The following is a 14,873-nucleotide window of genomic DNA, read 5'->3' as shown; positions in this document are numbered from 1 at the left end:
GGCGTTATTACCTAAGAGGATTGTTTCATGGCCACAAACCGCTCCCGTCGTCTGCGCAAGAAGCTGTGTGTCGACGAGTTTCAGGAATTGGGCTTCGAGCTGAACCTGGAATTCAAGGATGATCTGGATGACCAGGCAATCGATGCTTTCCTCGACGCGTTCCTGGAAGAAGCCATGGACGCCAACGGCCTGGACTATGTAGGCGGTGACGATTTCGGCCTGGTGTGCTCGGTCAAGCGCGGCTCGGTCAGCGAAGAACAGCGTGCAGCCGTTGAAGCCTGGCTCAAGGGCCGCAGCGAACTGACCAAGATCGAAGTCAGCCCGCTGCTGGACGCCTGGTACCCGGAAAAGCCGATCAACAAGGCTGAGTGATACCGGCCTGGCGCGATCGCTGAAAGGCCACCCTTGCGGGTGGCCTTTTTTATTGAGGGTAGTTTTTCACAGGTGTGCTTTCCGTCGAACGTGGCGCATCGTCGCTGCGCTTGGGGCATAATGTGTATTCTTTCGCCGGGGCCACCATCTCTTACAGCCCCAATGCCCTTTTCCCTCGCTGCAGGGTATTTGCTCACTATGATCAAAACGCTTCGTCCCCTCGTTCTCGCCGGCCTGCTGTTGCCACTCGCCTTGCCCAGCCAGGCCGCCGCTGTCAATACCACCCTGCCTGCCAAAGTGCAGCAGGCACTCAAGGCCAACAAGCTGCAAGACTCGGCGCTGTCGCTGGTGATGCTGCCGCTGAACGGCCCCGGCACGCCGACCATGTTCAATGCCGATGTCTCGGTGAACCCGGCCTCGACCATGAAACTGGTCACCACCTACGCCGCCCTCGAACTGCTTGGCCCGACCTTCCAGTGGAAAACCGAGTTCTACACCGACGGTACCCTGAGCAACGGCGTGCTCAACGGTAACCTGTACCTTAAAGGTGGCGGCGACCCGAAACTGAACATGGAAAAGCTGTGGCTGCTGATGCGTGACCTGCGCGCCAATGGCGTGCGCACCATCACCGGCGACCTGGTGCTGGACCGCAGCCACTTCGTGCAGCCCAACGTGCCGCAGTTCAACGATGACGGCGGCGATGAGAACAAGCCATTCCTGGTCAAGCCCGACTCACTGCTGGTCAACCTCAAGGCCCTGCGCTTCGTGGCCCGCAACGATGGCGGCAAGGTCACCATCGCGGTCGAGCCGCCGATTGCCAACATCCGCATCGACAATCAGGTCAAGGCACTGGCCAGCAAGCAGTGCTCGGGTGATGTTCGCTACAACCCGGTGCCCCAGGCCAATGGCATCAGTGTAACGGTCAGCGGCCAGCTGGGTGACGGCTGCAACTCGCAGACCTACCTGTCGCTGCTCGACCACCCGACCTACGCCGCCGGTGCCGTGCGCGCGATCTGGAACGAACTGGGTGGCAGTATCCAAGGCGGCGACCGCATCGAGAACGTGCCCAAGGGTGCTCGCCTGCTGGCCCGCGCCTTCTCGCCAGACCTGGTGGAAGTGATCCGCGACATCAACAAGTACAGCAACAACACCATGGCCCAGCAGCTGTTCCTGAGCCTTGGCGCGCAGTTCCGCACCGATGCCGATGGCGATGATGCCCGCGCCGCCCAGCGCGTGGTGCGCCAGTGGCTGGCGAAAAAGGGCATTACCGCACCGCACCTGGTGATGGAAAACGGCTCTGGCCTGTCGCGTGCCGAGCGGGTCAGCACCCGGGAAATGGCCGCGATGCTGCAGGCAGCCTGGCGCAGCCCCTACGCTGCCGAGTTCATGAGTTCGATGCCACTGGTTGGCATGGACGGCACCATGCGCAAACGCCTCAAGCGCACGGCCATGACCGGCGAAGGGCACATCAAGACCGGCACGCTGAACACCGTGCGGGCGATTGCCGGCTTCAGCCGTGACAGCAACGGCAATACCTGGGCTGTGGCAGCGATCCTCAACGACCCAAGACCGTGGGGGGCCTCGCAGGTACTGGACCAGGTGTTGCTGGAGCTGTACCGCCAGCCGAAGCTGGCCAACAGTACAGCGGCTAACTGATTCAAGGCCTGGTCCAGGTCCATGTGGGAGCGGGCGTGCCCGCGAAATAGGCGACGCGGTGTGCGGCACCGGCTTTGCCGGTGTTCGCGGGCATGCCCGCTCCCACAAAGATTGAGCAAGCCCTCAGATTTTGAGCAAGACAGTTACTCCCACAAAAGAACAGCGCCTGACTGAAGAGCAGCTATCAGGCCGACTCCCCTTCCACCCGGTCCCGCCCGGCCTGCTTGGCGGCATACACCCCCGCATCCGCGCGCAACAGCAAGGCATCCGCGCCCTCCCCCGGCCGCCACCCCGCCACACCAAAACTCGCGGTCACCTTCCCTACACCCTCCACTGGCACGTTACGCACCCCTTGCCACAGCTCCAGCGCCAGCAGCCGCGCCTGCTCGGCATCGCTGCCCGGGCACAGCACCATGAACTCCTCGCCGCCCAGCCGGCAGAACACATCGGTACGCCGCAGGCGCTGGCTGATACGCTGGCACAGGCTACGCAACACCCGGTCGCCCACGGCATGGCCGAAGCGGTCGTTGATGCGTTTGAAGTGATCGATATCGAGCATGATCACGGCCAACGCCAGGCCATCGCGCTGGGCCCGCTCCAGTTCGATCTTGAGCCGCTCCTGGAAGTAACGGCGGTTATGGATACCGGTCAGCGAGTCGGTCACCGACAGCGCCCGCAACTCTTCCTCCACCCCCTTGAGGTCGGAGATATCCGTCAGGTAGCCATGCCACAGGGTACAGCACTGCTCCCCTACCTCCGGTGTCGCCTCGCCACGCACCCAGCGCAACCCCGCACGCGGCAGGCATACACGGTACTCCTCGCGCCAGGGTGTCAGGTGCTCGGCCGAATAACGCACCGAACGGCGCACACGGTCCAGGTCATCGGGGTGGATACGCTCGAACACCACCGAGGCATCCTCGCGCAACTGCTGCAAGTCGACTTCGTAGATGTCGTACAGGCCCATGCTGGCATACGGAAAGCACGAATGGCCGTTGGCATCCAGGCGGTACTGGTAGATACCACCCGGCACCTCGGCGCTGAGTTTCTCCAGCAGCCGGTCACGTGCCGCCAGGGCCTCATGTACCCGGCGCCGTTCCGTGACATCGATGCAAATCGCCAGGTAGCCAACCCACAACCCTTGCTCATCGAGCATGGCGGTGACCAGCATATTGGCCACCAGCTGGCTGCCATCGGCGCGCAACAAGGTCCATTCCCCAGGTTCTGCGCCATGCTCCTGCACGGTTTCGGCAAACATGGCCTGGCCACCGGCAATGGGCCGCCCGAAGCGCAGGCTCAAGGCGTGGGCGCGCAGGCTCAACTCCTCGGGCAGTACCAGGTCTTCCAAGCGCAGTTGGCCGATCGCCTCGCTGGCCGGGTAGCCGAGCATGCGCTCGGCACCGGCGTTGAAGGTACTGACCACGCCCTTGAGGTTGGTGGCGATGATAGCGACCTGTGTCGCGGCATCCAGCACACTGCGCAGTTGATTGTGAGTGCCACGCAGGGACTGCTCGCTGACTCGCAACTCGGTCGTGCGCTGCTCGACCAGGGCCAAGGCGCGCTGACGCTGGCTGAACAGGCTGTAGAGCAAGGCGCTCAGCAGCAGGCTCAGCAACCCACCCAGCAGGACGACCGCCAGCACCGCCGAGGAACGGTTAGCCTGCACGAAGGCAAGGCTTGGCCGGATATTCACCTGGAAGTGATGGTCAGCCAGGTGCAGCAGCTGGTTGCTGGCCAGCGACAAGGGCGCAACCAGGTTCTGCGACTCGAACATCACTTCGGGCCCGTACAGCCCGGACGGGTCATCGATGCGCACGACCAAGTTGTCGTCGGGCGCCACCGGCCGCCCGTCACTGACCAGCTCACGCATGCTCAGCAAGGCCATTACATAGCCCACTGCCGCACCGTGGGGATTGGCATCGGAAAACACCGGCGCCACCATCAGTAAGCCACGCGCAACCGAGGTGGTATCGAACATGGGCAGTGGCTCGGACACCGCCATACTGCCCGGCCCCAGTGCCCGGGCCAAGGCTGCCTGGGGCACGCCCTGGCCGGCGACATCCAGCCCATAGGGCAGCCTGGGCAACTCGCCCGACTGGGTATAGAGCACCGGGAAGTAATGGTCGCGCGGCGGTGCGGGGAGCCATTGGCCCTGAGCATCCTGGTCACGGATCACATAGGCCTGGCCTGACTGTTCACTGGCCAGGCGCTCGAACTCGGTACGTTGCGCAGCCTCGACACGCGGCGCCCAGGCGTAGGCCAGGGTGCGGTTCAGCAACGGCCGGGCATAACCGTCGAACTCGCGCGCGGTAACTTCGTCGGAGAAACTGAAGAACCGCCGCAGCCCGTCCAGGCGCTGCTGCTGTGCATCAAAGCGCTCGGCAATACGGCTGAAGCGTTCGCTGGCCAGCAACTCGAAGCGCTGGCGCAACTGCTGCTTGTAGAACGTCTGCGCGGCAATTGCCAAGGCGGCCGTCAACAGGCCGCCCGCCACCAAGGCCACCAGTGCCACCGCCCAGGCGGACACGGTCTCCGTGCACAGGCCGAATAACCGCACACGCACGCCACCCTTTGACATACACCCATCTCGTCACGTCAGCGTCCTGCGGATTATCTTGCCCTGCCCTCAGTTATAGCTATTGGCCATTAGCCGCGCAATGTACCTCGTCGGCTCAACGCAATTGCAGGCGCCACGCCCGGTGAATGCGGTTGTTGCGGGCAAAGTCCGGGTCCAGGGTCTGGGCGGTGATTTCCTCAACCGCGTAACGGGCCATCAGGTGCTCGTCCAACTGGAACTTGCGGAAGTTGTTGGAGAAGTACAGCACGCCGCCCGGCGCCAGGCGGGCCATTGCCAGGTCCAGTAGCTGCACGTGGTCGCGCTGCACGTCGAACACGCCTTCCATGCGCTTGGAGTTGGAGAAGGTTGGCGGGTCGATGAAGATCAGCTCGTAGCTGTCGCGGTTGCCCTCCAGCCAGGCCATTACATCACCTTGCTCCAGGCGGTTGCGCTCGGAGAAGCCATTGAGCGCCAGGTTGCGCCGCGCCCAGTCCAGGTAGGTTTTCGACAGGTCGACGCTGGTGGTGCTGCGTGCACCGCCCTTGGCCGCGTGCACGGTGGCGGTGGCGGTGTAGCAGAACAGGTTGAGGAAGCGTTTGCCGGCCGCCTCGCGCTGGATGCGCATGCGCATCGGCCGGTGGTCGAGGAACAGGCCGGTGTCGAGGTAGTCGGTGAGGTTGACCAGCAGCTTGACGCCACCTTCGCTGACCTCCTGGAAGCGGCCCTCGGTAGCCTGGCGCTCGTACTGGCGCGTGCCGCTCTGCCGCTCGCGACGCTTGAGCACCACCCGCTGCGGAGCAATGCCCAGTGCCTGCGGGATGGCCGCCAGCGCATCGAGCAGACGTGCCTGGGCCTTGTCCGGGTCGACCGAACGTGGCGCGGCATACTCCTGCACGTGCACCCAGTCCTGGTACAGGTCGACTGCCAGGGCGTACTCGGGCATGTCGGCATCATACAGGCGGTAGCAGTCGATATGCTCGCGACGGGCCCACTTGCCCAGTTGCTTGAGGTTTTTCTGCAGGCGGTTGGCAAACATCTGCGCCCCTTCCGACAGGCGCGCCGGTTCGCTGGCCACCGGCGCCTGCTGCCGGATTTGCTCGCCGTCAGCCTGCGCTTCGCGGCGCTCGCCGGTGACGAACTGGTCGGGCAGCACCTTGAACAGCAGCAACTTGCATGGCAATGCGCCGTTCCAGAACGCGTACTGCTTGTGGCTGCGAATGCCCATGCGCTTGCCCAGCTGTGGCGCACCGGTGAACACCGCCGCTTCCCAACCCATACAGGCCTGGCGCAGGCGCTCGCCAAGATTCTGGTAGAGGTACAGCAGGCTGGCCTCGTCCCCCAGGCGCTCGCCGTAGGGCGGGTTGCTGATGACCAGGCCTTTCTGGTTCTGGTCCGGGCGTGGCTCGAACGTGCTGACTTCACCCTGATAGATCTTCACCCAGTCACCCAGGCCGGCACGCTCGACGTTGTTGCGGCCCGGCTGGATCAGCCGCGGGTCGGCCTCATAGCCACGAATCCACAGCGGTGGCTTGGCCAGGCCGGCCTGGGCCCGTGCCTGCGCCTGGTCATGCACCTTGCGCCACAGCGCCGGCACATGGCCGAGCCAGGCGCTGAAGCCCCAGCGCTCACGCTTGAGGTTGGGCGCGATATCGGCGGCGATCATCGCCGCTTCGACCAGGAAGGTACCCACACCGCACATCGGGTCGGCCAGCGCGCCACCTTCGGCAGCAATGCGCGGCCAGCCAGCGCGGATCAGCACCGCCGCCGCCAGGTTTTCCTTCAGCGGCGCGGCGCCTTGCTGCAGGCGGTAGCCACGCTGGTGCAGGCTGTGCCCGGAAAGGTCGAGGGAGAGGATCGCCTCGCCACGGTCCAGGCGCAGGTGCACACGCACGTCAGGGTCGATCTTTTCCACCGAAGGGCGCAGGCCTTCACGGTTGCGCAGCTTGTCGACGATCGCATCCTTGACCTTCAAGGCACCGAAGTGGGTGTTGTCGATGCCCGAGCCATGGCCGCTGAACTCTACCGCCAAGGTGCCATCGGCCGCCAGATGGTCGGCCCAGTCGACCGCGTGCACGCCGTCGTAAAGGTCATCGGCGTTCTTCATGGAGAAGCGCTTGAGCACCAGCAGCACCCGGTTGGCCAGGCGTGACCACAGGCACAGGCGGTAGGCGGTTTCCATGTCGGCAGCGCCGCGAATGGCCGAGGTGTGCTCGCGCACCTCATCCAGGCCGAGGCCACGAGCCTCTTCGGCGAGCAGGCCTTCCAGGCCTTTGGGGCAAGTGAGGTAAAGTTCGAAACGGTCCGACATGAGTAATCCAGCGCCTTGGGCTATTTGACTGACGGGGCGACGCATCGCCCCGCGATGTTTGCCCGCATACCTTTCCAGCAGGCGTGCGGGTGGCCCTTCCCGGCACACAAACGTGCCGCGAAAGGCCGGGCCGCCTGACCGATCTGCGCTTGGCCCAGTGGCAAAGACAGCTTAGATCATCAGGCAGTACGAAAAATTCTGGCGATAGCAGGGCCTTCTGTGACCCTTCGTCGCATTTCAAATTAATTCTGTCATCCGCGAACAGCGCTGGCGAAATGACGTCAATGATCGGCAAACCCTGATCATAGCGGGCTCAACGCTAAACAAGGTTGAGTCGCATTTATTTACTTATCCCCTCACCCTTGGAAAGGTTACGTGCTTATGACAAATCGATCATTCACACCGTGACTCGCATTCGATAGAACTGGTCTCAGGCCGCTTCGCAACGAGGCGGCACTTTCAGCTCGCCACGCCGGCAGCGAGCGCACACCGGCAGAAAGACTCTGCCCGGCCTCGGAGAGGCCGACGGGACATTACAGTCAACAAGTGAGGGCAACACCCTATGAGAAGACTTAAGCGTGATCCGTTGGAAAGAGCATATTCACGTGGTTACCAATACGGGGTCACCGGCAAATCCCGCGAACTTTGCCCCTTCAATCTTCCTTCTGTTCGCCAAGCCTGGATCAACGGCTGGCGCGAAGGTCGCGGTGATAACTGGGACGGAATGACTGGCACCGCTGGCATCCATAGACTCAACGAAAATCACGCCGTTGGCTGAGCGAGGACACTGAATTCGATTCACCATGCACGCCCCATCCGGGCGGCGGGCGAAGGCCCAGGGGCCCCTTGATGGGGCCCTTTTTTTGCCTTGGCAAACCTCATCGACTGTATCGGCCTCTTCGCGGGCAAGCCCGCTCCTACAGGTACCCCACTGCTCTCAAGACCTACGTGGTCCCTGTAGGAGCGGGTTTACCCGCGAATGGCCCTGTCAGGTTTACCGCGGCATCGCAGCGATAGCATCCACCGCTTCGCGAATCAGCGCCGGCCCCTTATAAATGAAGCCCGAGTAAATCTGCACCAGGCTCGCCCCGGCAGCGATCTTTTCGGCGGCATGCCGGCCTTCGGTAATGCCACCGGCGGCAATGATCGGCAACTTGCCGCCCAACTCAGCCGCCAGCACCTTGACGATGTGGGTGCTCTTCTCCAGCACCGGCGCACCCGACAGGCCGCCCGCCTCGCCGCCGAAAGGCAGCCCTTCCACACCCTCACGGCCCAGCGTGGTGTTGGTGGCGATCACCGCATCCATGCCCGACTCCATCAGCGCGACCGCCACCAGTGCGGTTTCTTCATCGCTCATGTCCGGCGCGATCTTGATCGCCAGCGGCACGCGCTTGCCATGGGTGCCGGCCAACTGCTCGCGGCGCTCGGCCAAGGCATCGAGCAACTGCTTGAGCGAATCACCGAACTGCAGGCTGCGCAGGCCCGGGGTGTTCGGCGAGCTGACGTTGACAGTGATGTAGCTGGCGTCGGTGTACACCTTGTCCAGGCAGATCAGGTAATCGTCGACGGCGCGCTCGACCGGGGTGTCGAAGTTCTTGCCGATATTGATGCCCAGCACGCCGTTGTAGCGCGCCGCACGCACACGGCCGAGCAGGTGATCGACACCCAGGTTGTTGAAGCCCATGCGGTTGATGATGGCCGTGGCCTCCGGCAGGCGGAACAACCGTGGCTTGGGGTTGCCAGGCTGCGGGCGCGGGGTGACGGTACCGATCTCGACGAAGCCGAAGCCGAGCTGGGCGAAACCGTCGATGGCCGCGCCATTCTTGTCCAGGCCGGCAGCCAGGCCCACCGGGTTGGCGAAGTTCAAGCCCATGACCGTGACCGGCAACGCCGCTGGCTGCTTGCACAGCATGCCGTTGAGGCCAAGACGGCCACCGGCGCCGATCAGGTCCAAGGACAGGTCGTGGGAGGTTTCCGGGGAAAGCTTGAACAGCAGCTGGCGGGCCAGGGTATACATGGGCGGGCAAGGCTCAGGGTGAGTGAGGGGGCGATTATAGCCAGCCCGGGGCTGGCAGGACAGCAAATCGTGGGGCTGCCACTGGCCTCATCGCCGGCAAGCCGGCTCCCACAGGTACACCACAGGGGCTGAAACATGCGCCGTACCTGTGGGAGCTGGCTTGCCGGCGATGAGGCCAGTGCAGGCGAGCACAAGACAGTTACTCCACAGTGCCCCCTGCCAGATGGCACATGGGTTGCACCGCTATAGCCCACAGCCTTATCAGTACGGGCGAGGAACCTTGTGAACACTGTACCCCGAGCAACGCCCCTGGCCTGGGTCAACGGCAGCGACGCGCCCGAGAAACCCAGCCTGAATATCGGCTACATGGCCCTGACCGATTGCGCCTCGGTGGTGGTCGCGGCCACCCAGGGCTTCGCCCAGCAGCACGGCCTTAGCCTCAACCTCAAGCGCCAGGGCTCCTGGGCCGGGTTGCGCGACAAGCTGGTCAGTGGCGAACTGGATGCCGCGCACTGCCTGTATGGCCTTGTCTACGCCGTACACCTGGGCATCGGTGGCGTCCCGGCCAGCGACATGGCCGTGCTCATGGGGCTGAACCAGAACGCCCAGGCCATCAACCTGTCCCCCGCCCTGCAGCGCAAGGGCGTGACCAACCCTGAAGCACTGGCACGCCTGGTGCACCAGCATGGCGCACGGTTGACCTTTGCCCAGACCTTCCCCACCGGCACCCACGCCATGTGGCTGTATTACTGGCTGGCCAGCCAGGGCATCCACCCGCTGCGCGACGTCGACAGCGTGGTGGTGCCGCCGGCGCAGATGGCCGCGCACATCCAGGCCGGCCGCATCGACGGCTTTTGCGTGGGCGAACCCTGGGCCGCCGACGCGGTGGCCAAGGGGCAAGGCTTTACCCTGGCCACCAGCCAGTCGGTCTGGCCGGACCACCCGGAAAAGGTCCTGGCCTGCGCCCGCGCCTTCGCCGAACAGTACCCCAACAGCGCACGCGCCCTGATCAAGGCGGTCCTCGCCGCCAGCAGGTTCATCGAGCAAAGCGCGGAAAACCGCCGCAGCACCGCGCAACTGCTCAGCGCCAGCGCCTACCTGAACACCCCGCTGGACAGCATTGAGCCGCGCCTGCTCGGCAGCTACCAGGATGGCCTGGGCAACCACTGGCAAGACCCGCATGCCCTGCGCCTGTTCGACCACGGCCGGGCCAACCTGCCATACCTGTCCGATGGCATGTGGTTCATGACCCAGTTCCGCCGCTGGGGCCTGCTGCGTGAAGACCCTGACTACCTCGGCGTGGCCCGCCAGGTACAGCAACTGGCGCTGTACAGCGAAGCGGCACGAAGCCTGGGCGTAGCCTGCCCTTCGCTGCCGATGCGCAGCAGCTTGCTGATCGACGGCAGCCGCTGGGATGGCAGCGACCCCTACGGTTATGCCCGCAGCTTCAGCCTGCATGCCCTGGGCGACCTGCCCGATGCCCGGGCCGGTGTGTGAGAGGGACGAACATGTTGCGCATCCTGCTGATCGACGACACACAGAACAAACTTGGCCGCCTCAAGGCGGCGTTGAGCGAGGCCGGCTTCGAGGTCACCGAAGCTCCAGGCCTGACCATCGACCTGCCCGCCTGCGTCGAAACGGTGCGCCCGGACGTGGTACTGATCGATACCGACTCACCGGACCGCGATGTGATGGAACAGGTGGTTCTGGTCAGCCGTGACCAGCCGCGGCCCATCGTGCTGTTCACCGACGAGCACGACCCTGGGGTGATGCGCCAGGCGATCCAGGCGGGGGTCAGCGCCTATATCGTCGAAGGCATCCATACCGCGCGGCTACGGCCGATCCTGGATGTGGCCATGGCCCGCTTCGAAAGTGACCAGGCGCTGAAGGCACAGCTGCTGGCCCGCGACCAGCAACTGGCCGAGCGCAAACGCATCGAACAGGCCAAGGGCTTGCTGATGAAAATGAAGGACTGCAACGAAGAACAGGCCTACACCCTGATGCGCCGCCAGGCCATGAGCCGCCAGCAGAAGCTGATCCAGGTGGCCGAGCAGATCATTGCCATGCACGAGATGCTGGGCTGATGCTCAAAATCTAAAGCTGGCCCCCACAAAAGCCTAGCCACCTCATAAGCCGAGTTGGCCCGGCTCTTGCTGAAGTGATTGCACCGGTAGCCAACGGCGGTTGCCCCACTTAAATCCCGACAAAGACGTCGCTCTCCCCTCCACCTCCGTGGAGCGGGTAGCGGCGTCTTTTTCGTTCCGTTGCATTGCCGAGTGAGGTGTTCGATGAGTACCAGCTTCTGGAAATCCGGGCATGTGCCCACGCTGTTCGCCGCGTTCCTGTACTTCGACCTCAGCTTCATGGTCTGGTACCTGCTGGGCCCGCTGGCGGTGCAGATTGCCGCCGACCTGCAACTGAGTGCACAACAACGGGGCCTGATGGTGGCCACGCCGATTCTGGCCGGGGCGATCCTGCGCTTTGCCATGGGCGTACTGGTCGACCGCCTGTCGCCCAAGAGCGCAGGCCTGATCGGCCAGGTGGTGGTCATCGTCGCCCTCGCGGCCGCTTGGCATCTGGGCGTGCACAGCTATGAACAGGCGCTGCTGCTGGGCGTGTTCCTCGGCTTTGCCGGCGCCTCGTTCGCCGTCTCGCTGCCGCTGGCCTCGCAATGGTACCCGCCGCAGCACCAGGGCAAGGCCATGGGCATCGCCGGCGCCGGCAACTCCGGCACGGTATTCGCCGCCCTGCTGGCCCCGGCGCTGGCCGCAGGCTTTGGCTGGAACAATGTGTTCGGCTTTGCGCTGATTCCATTGTCACTGGCCCTGGTGGTGTTCGCCCTGCTGGCGCGCAATGCCCCGCAGCGGCCCAAGCCGAAAGCCATGGCCGACTACCTCAAGGCCCTGGGCGACCGTGACAGCTGGTGGTTCATGTTCTTCTACAGCGTCACCTTCGGCGGCTTCATCGGCCTGGCCAGCGCCCTGCCCGGCTATTTCAATGACCAGTACGGCCTGAGCCCGGTCACCGCCGGCTACTACACCGCCGCCTGCGTGTTCGCCGGCAGCCTGATGCGCCCGCTCGGCGGCGCCCTGGCCGACCGCTTTGGCGGCATCCGCACCCTGCTGGGCATGTACAGCGTGGCGGCCATCTGCATCGCTGCGGTTGGCTTCAACTTGCCCAGCGCGGCCGCCGCCCTGGCGCTGTTCGTCAGTGCCATGCTCGGCCTCGGTGCCGGCAATGGCGCGGTGTTCCAACTGGTACCGCAGCGCTTCCGCCAGGAGATCGGCGTGATGACCGGGCTGATCGGCATGGCCGGCGGCATCGGCGGCTTCTTGCTGGCGGCCGGGCTTGGCACTATCAAGCAGCACACCGGCGACTACCAGCTGGGGCTGTGGCTGTTCGCCAGCCTGGGCCTGCTGGCCTGGTTCGGCCTGCATGGCGTCAAACAGCGCTGGCGCACCACCTGGGGCTCGGCGGCGGTTACCGCGGCGCGGGTCTGAGGCACGCCAATGAGCCTGCAACTGAGCTTTGCCCAGGCCAGCGCCACCGGGCCGCGCGCGGAAAACCAGGACGCCCTGCGCCTGGTCACCCCGGCGCCGGAGCTGGCCGCCAGCAAAGGCTACCTGTGCGCCCTCGCCGACGGCGTCAGCCAATGCGCCGATGGCGGCCTGGCAGCACGCGCCAGCCTGCAGGCGCTGGCCCTGGACTACTACGCCACCCCCGCGACCTGGAGCGTGGCCCAGGCCCTGGACCGGCTGCTGCTGGCGCAGAACCGCTGGCTGCGCGCCCAGGGTAGCGGCCAGCCATTGCTGACCACCCTCAGCGCATTGGTGCTGCGCGGCCGGCGCTTCACCCTGGCCCATGTCGGCGACTGCCGCGTGTACCGCTGGCACGCCGGGCGCCTGCAGTGCCTGAGCGAAGACCATGTGTGGGACCAACCCGGCATGCAGCACGTGCTCAAACGTGCGCTGGGCCTGGACCAGCACCTGCTGGTGGATTACCTGGAAGGCGAACTGCAGCCGGGCGAGTGCTTCCTGCTACTGAGCGACGGGGTCTGGGCCAGCCTGGGCGACCAGCACATCCAAGCGGTATTGCGCGAGCAACCCGACCTGCAACTGGCCGCCGACACCCTGGTCGCCAGCGCCCATCTCAACGGCAGCCAGGACAACGCCAGTGCCTTGCTGGTACAGGTCGAGCAACTGGGCACGGCCAACCTGGGCGATACCTTGGCGCAGTTGCAGCAATGGCCAGTGCCCGGCCCGCTACGGGAAGGCCAGGTGATCGATGGCTGGCAGGCCGAAAAACTGCATTCGCACAGCCGCCAGTCCCTGCTGTACCGGGTGCGCGACGGCCAGGGCCAACCCTGGCTGCTCAAGACCCTGCCCGCCGCACGCGAGCAGGAGCCCGGCGCAGCGCAAGGGCTATTGCTCGAAGAGTGGTTCCTGCGCCGCGTCGCTGGCCGGCACTTCCCCGAACTGCATGCCGCCAGCCAGCGCCAGCATCTGTACTACGTGATGCGCGAATATCCCGGCCAGAGCCTTGCAGCGCTACTGAGCGAACACGGCCCCCTGCCCCTGCCGCAGTGGCTGGAAACAGCCCGGCAACTGCTGCAGGCGGTCGGTGTGCTGCACCGGCGCAACCTGCTGCACCGCGACATCAAACCCGAGAACCTGCACCTGGGCAGCGATGGCCAGCTGCGCCTGCTGGACTTCGGCCTAGCCTACTGCCCGGGCCTGTCCGAAGAGCCGTTGCATGAGTTGCCCGGCACGCCGTCGTACATCGCCCCAGAAGCGTTCGACGGCCAGCCACCCAGCCCGCGCCAGGACCTGTATGCCGTGGGCGTGACCCTTTACTACCTGCTGACCGGGCATTACCCGTACGGCGAGGTGGAAGCCTTCCAACGCCCGCGCTTCGGCCAGCCGGTCAACGCCGCACGCTACCGCCCCGACCTGCCGGAATGGCTGCAGCACAACCTGCAGCAGGCGGTGGCAGCCGACCCGGCGCAACGCTTCGAAACCGCCGAACACTGGTTACTGCTGCTCGAGCGCGGCGACCGCCAGGAGCTGCCTAGCCGGCCACGCCCCTTGCTGGAGCGCGAGCCGTTGAAAGTCTGGCGCACCTTGGCCCTGCTGTCCTTGCTGTTCAACCTGATACTGCTGTTCACCCTGCTCAAGGGCTGAACGCAGCTTGCCGATGAGGAAACCCTGATGAATGCGAAAGTCTGGCTGGTCGGTGCCGGCCCTGGTGACCCCGAACTGCTCACCCTCAAGGCCGTGCGCGCCTTGCAGCAAGCCGCTGTGGTGATGATCGACGACCTGGTCAACCCGGCAGTGCTGGAGCATTGCCCACAGGCCCGGGTGATTGCAGTGGGCAAGCGCGGCGGCTGCCGCTCCACGCCGCAAGCGTTCATCCAGCGCCTGATGTTGCGCCATGCACGGCAAGGGCGTTGCGTGGTGCGGCTCAAGGGCGGCGACCCGTGCATCTTCGGCCGCGGTGGTGAAGAGGCGCTGTGGCTGCAGGGGCATGGCATCGAGGTGGAGGTGGTCAACGGCATCACCGCCGGCCTGGCCGGCGCCACGCAATGCGGGATTTCCCTGACCTCACGCGGTGTGAGCCGGGGGGTGACGCTGGTGACGGCGCATACCCAGGACGACAGCGAGCTGAACTGGGCGGCCCTGGCCCAGGGCGGGACGACGCTGGTGGTGTACATGGGGGTGGCGCGGCTGGAACAGGTTCGCCAAGGGTTGCTGGAGGGAGGCATGGCGCCGCAGATGCCGGTGGCGATGATCGAGAATGCCTCATTGCCGCAGCAGCGTGAGTGCCGCAGCGATGTGCAGGGAATGGTAGAGGATGCGCGGGGGTTCGGTTTGCGTAGCCCGGCGATTCTGGTGATTGGTGAGGTGGTTGGGGAGCAGGCGGTTCGGGACCTGTTGGCAGTAGCCGGGTGAAATGCAGGGCCCTTGTGG

Annotated in this window: 11 protein-coding genes; 8 read left to right on the top strand and 3 right to left on the bottom strand. The window is 65.0% G+C overall.

Annotation, left to right across the window (positions count from 1 at the left end; translation table 11 throughout):
• Window positions 1-27: 27 nt before the first annotated feature.
• Both TZ03_RS15110 and dacB read left to right on the top strand, forming a co-directional pair.
• On the top strand, window positions 28-372 hold the full coding sequence (locus TZ03_RS15110) for a YggL family protein (RefSeq protein WP_051098812.1): 345 nt from the start codon (window positions 28-30) through the stop codon (window positions 370-372).
• A gap of 198 nt (window positions 373-570) precedes the next feature.
• Window positions 571-2,028, top strand: a complete 1,458-nt coding sequence (gene dacB, locus TZ03_RS15105; protein WP_051098811.1) for a D-alanyl-D-alanine carboxypeptidase/D-alanyl-D-alanine-endopeptidase — start codon at window positions 571-573, stop codon at window positions 2,026-2,028.
• 184 nt (window positions 2,029-2,212) lie between these two features.
• Here the strand turns inward: dacB and TZ03_RS15100 are convergent, their stop codons facing one another.
• Together TZ03_RS15100 and rlmKL are read right to left on the bottom strand one after the other, a co-directional pair.
• Window positions 2,213-4,603 (bottom strand): GGDEF domain-containing protein, encoded by a 2,391-nt coding sequence (locus TZ03_RS15100; RefSeq protein ID WP_051098810.1) that lies wholly within the window; start codon window positions 4,601-4,603, stop codon window positions 2,213-2,215.
• 94 nt (window positions 4,604-4,697) lie between these two features.
• Window positions 4,698-6,890: a bifunctional 23S rRNA (guanine(2069)-N(7))-methyltransferase RlmK/23S rRNA (guanine(2445)-N(2))-methyltransferase RlmL gene (gene rlmKL / locus TZ03_RS15095; protein ID WP_051098809.1), complete on the bottom strand. Its 2,193-nt coding sequence runs from the start codon at window positions 6,888-6,890 to the stop codon at window positions 4,698-4,700.
• Window positions 6,891-7,452: 562 nt separating this feature from the next.
• Here rlmKL and rmf point away from each other — a divergent pair.
• Window positions 7,453-7,668, top strand: a complete 216-nt coding sequence (gene rmf / locus TZ03_RS28830) for a ribosome modulation factor (protein WP_003248687.1) — start codon at window positions 7,453-7,455, stop codon at window positions 7,666-7,668.
• A 216-nt stretch (window positions 7,669-7,884) separates the two neighbouring features.
• Here the strand turns inward: rmf and TZ03_RS15090 are convergent, their stop codons facing one another.
• Window positions 7,885-8,907 carry a quinone-dependent dihydroorotate dehydrogenase gene (locus TZ03_RS15090; RefSeq protein ID WP_051098808.1) on the bottom strand — a complete coding sequence of 341 codons (1,023 nt, stop codon included), beginning with the start codon at window positions 8,905-8,907 and terminating at the stop codon, window positions 7,885-7,887.
• 282 nt (window positions 8,908-9,189) lie between these two features.
• Here TZ03_RS15090 and TZ03_RS15085 point away from each other — a divergent pair, with 282 nt between their 5' ends.
• The 5 genes from TZ03_RS15085 (at window position 9,190) to cobA (ending at window position 14,855) form a co-directional block, all read left to right on the top strand.
• The gene (locus tag TZ03_RS15085; protein ID WP_051098807.1) at window positions 9,190-10,404 is read left to right on the top strand and encodes a CmpA/NrtA family ABC transporter substrate-binding protein; all 1,215 of its coding nucleotides are present in this window, start codon (window positions 9,190-9,192) and stop codon (window positions 10,402-10,404) included.
• Between the two features lie 11 nt (window positions 10,405-10,415).
• Window positions 10,416-10,991 (top strand): ANTAR domain-containing response regulator, encoded by a 576-nt coding sequence (locus TZ03_RS15080; RefSeq protein ID WP_051098806.1) that lies wholly within the window; start codon window positions 10,416-10,418, stop codon window positions 10,989-10,991.
• 204 nt (window positions 10,992-11,195) lie between these two features.
• Window positions 11,196-12,407, top strand: coding sequence for a nitrate/nitrite transporter (locus TZ03_RS15075; RefSeq protein ID WP_051098805.1), 1,212 nt, complete (start codon window positions 11,196-11,198; stop codon window positions 12,405-12,407).
• Between the two features lie 9 nt (window positions 12,408-12,416).
• Window positions 12,417-14,087: a bifunctional protein-serine/threonine kinase/phosphatase gene (locus tag TZ03_RS15070; protein WP_051098804.1), complete on the top strand. Its 1,671-nt coding sequence runs from the start codon at window positions 12,417-12,419 to the stop codon at window positions 14,085-14,087.
• 27 nt (window positions 14,088-14,114) lie between these two features.
• The gene (gene cobA / locus TZ03_RS15065; protein WP_051098803.1) at window positions 14,115-14,855 is read left to right on the top strand and encodes a uroporphyrinogen-III C-methyltransferase; all 741 of its coding nucleotides are present in this window, start codon (window positions 14,115-14,117) and stop codon (window positions 14,853-14,855) included.
• Window positions 14,856-14,873: the final 18 nt, after the last annotated feature.

Source organism: Pseudomonas sp. 10-1B, assembly GCF_000935045.1.
Taxonomy (GTDB): Bacteria; Pseudomonadota; Gammaproteobacteria; order Pseudomonadales; family Pseudomonadaceae; genus Aquipseudomonas.
This window is presented reverse-complemented; position numbering and strand designations above follow the sequence as displayed.

Coding starts and splice junctions, on each gene's coding strand:
- TZ03_RS15110 (WP_051098812.1), top strand. CDS start 28: ATGGCCACAAACCGCTCCCGTCGTCTGCGCAAGAAGCTGTGTGTCGAC.
- dacB (WP_051098811.1), top strand. CDS start 571: ATGATCAAAACGCTTCGTCCCCTCGTTCTCGCCGGCCTGCTGTTGCCA.
- TZ03_RS15100 (WP_051098810.1), bottom strand. CDS start 4,603: ATGTCAAAGGGTGGCGTGCGTGTGCGGTTATTCGGCCTGTGCACGGAG.
- rlmKL (WP_051098809.1), bottom strand. CDS start 6,890: ATGTCGGACCGTTTCGAACTTTACCTCACTTGCCCCAAAGGCCTGGAA.
- rmf (WP_003248687.1), top strand. CDS start 7,453: ATGAGAAGACTTAAGCGTGATCCGTTGGAAAGAGCATATTCACGTGGT.
- TZ03_RS15090 (WP_051098808.1), bottom strand. CDS start 8,907: ATGTATACCCTGGCCCGCCAGCTGCTGTTCAAGCTTTCCCCGGAAACC.
- TZ03_RS15080 (WP_051098806.1), top strand. CDS start 10,416: ATGTTGCGCATCCTGCTGATCGACGACACACAGAACAAACTTGGCCGC.
- TZ03_RS15075 (WP_051098805.1), top strand. CDS start 11,196: ATGAGTACCAGCTTCTGGAAATCCGGGCATGTGCCCACGCTGTTCGCC.
- TZ03_RS15070 (WP_051098804.1), top strand. CDS start 12,417: ATGAGCCTGCAACTGAGCTTTGCCCAGGCCAGCGCCACCGGGCCGCGC.
- cobA (WP_051098803.1), top strand. CDS start 14,115: ATGAATGCGAAAGTCTGGCTGGTCGGTGCCGGCCCTGGTGACCCCGAA.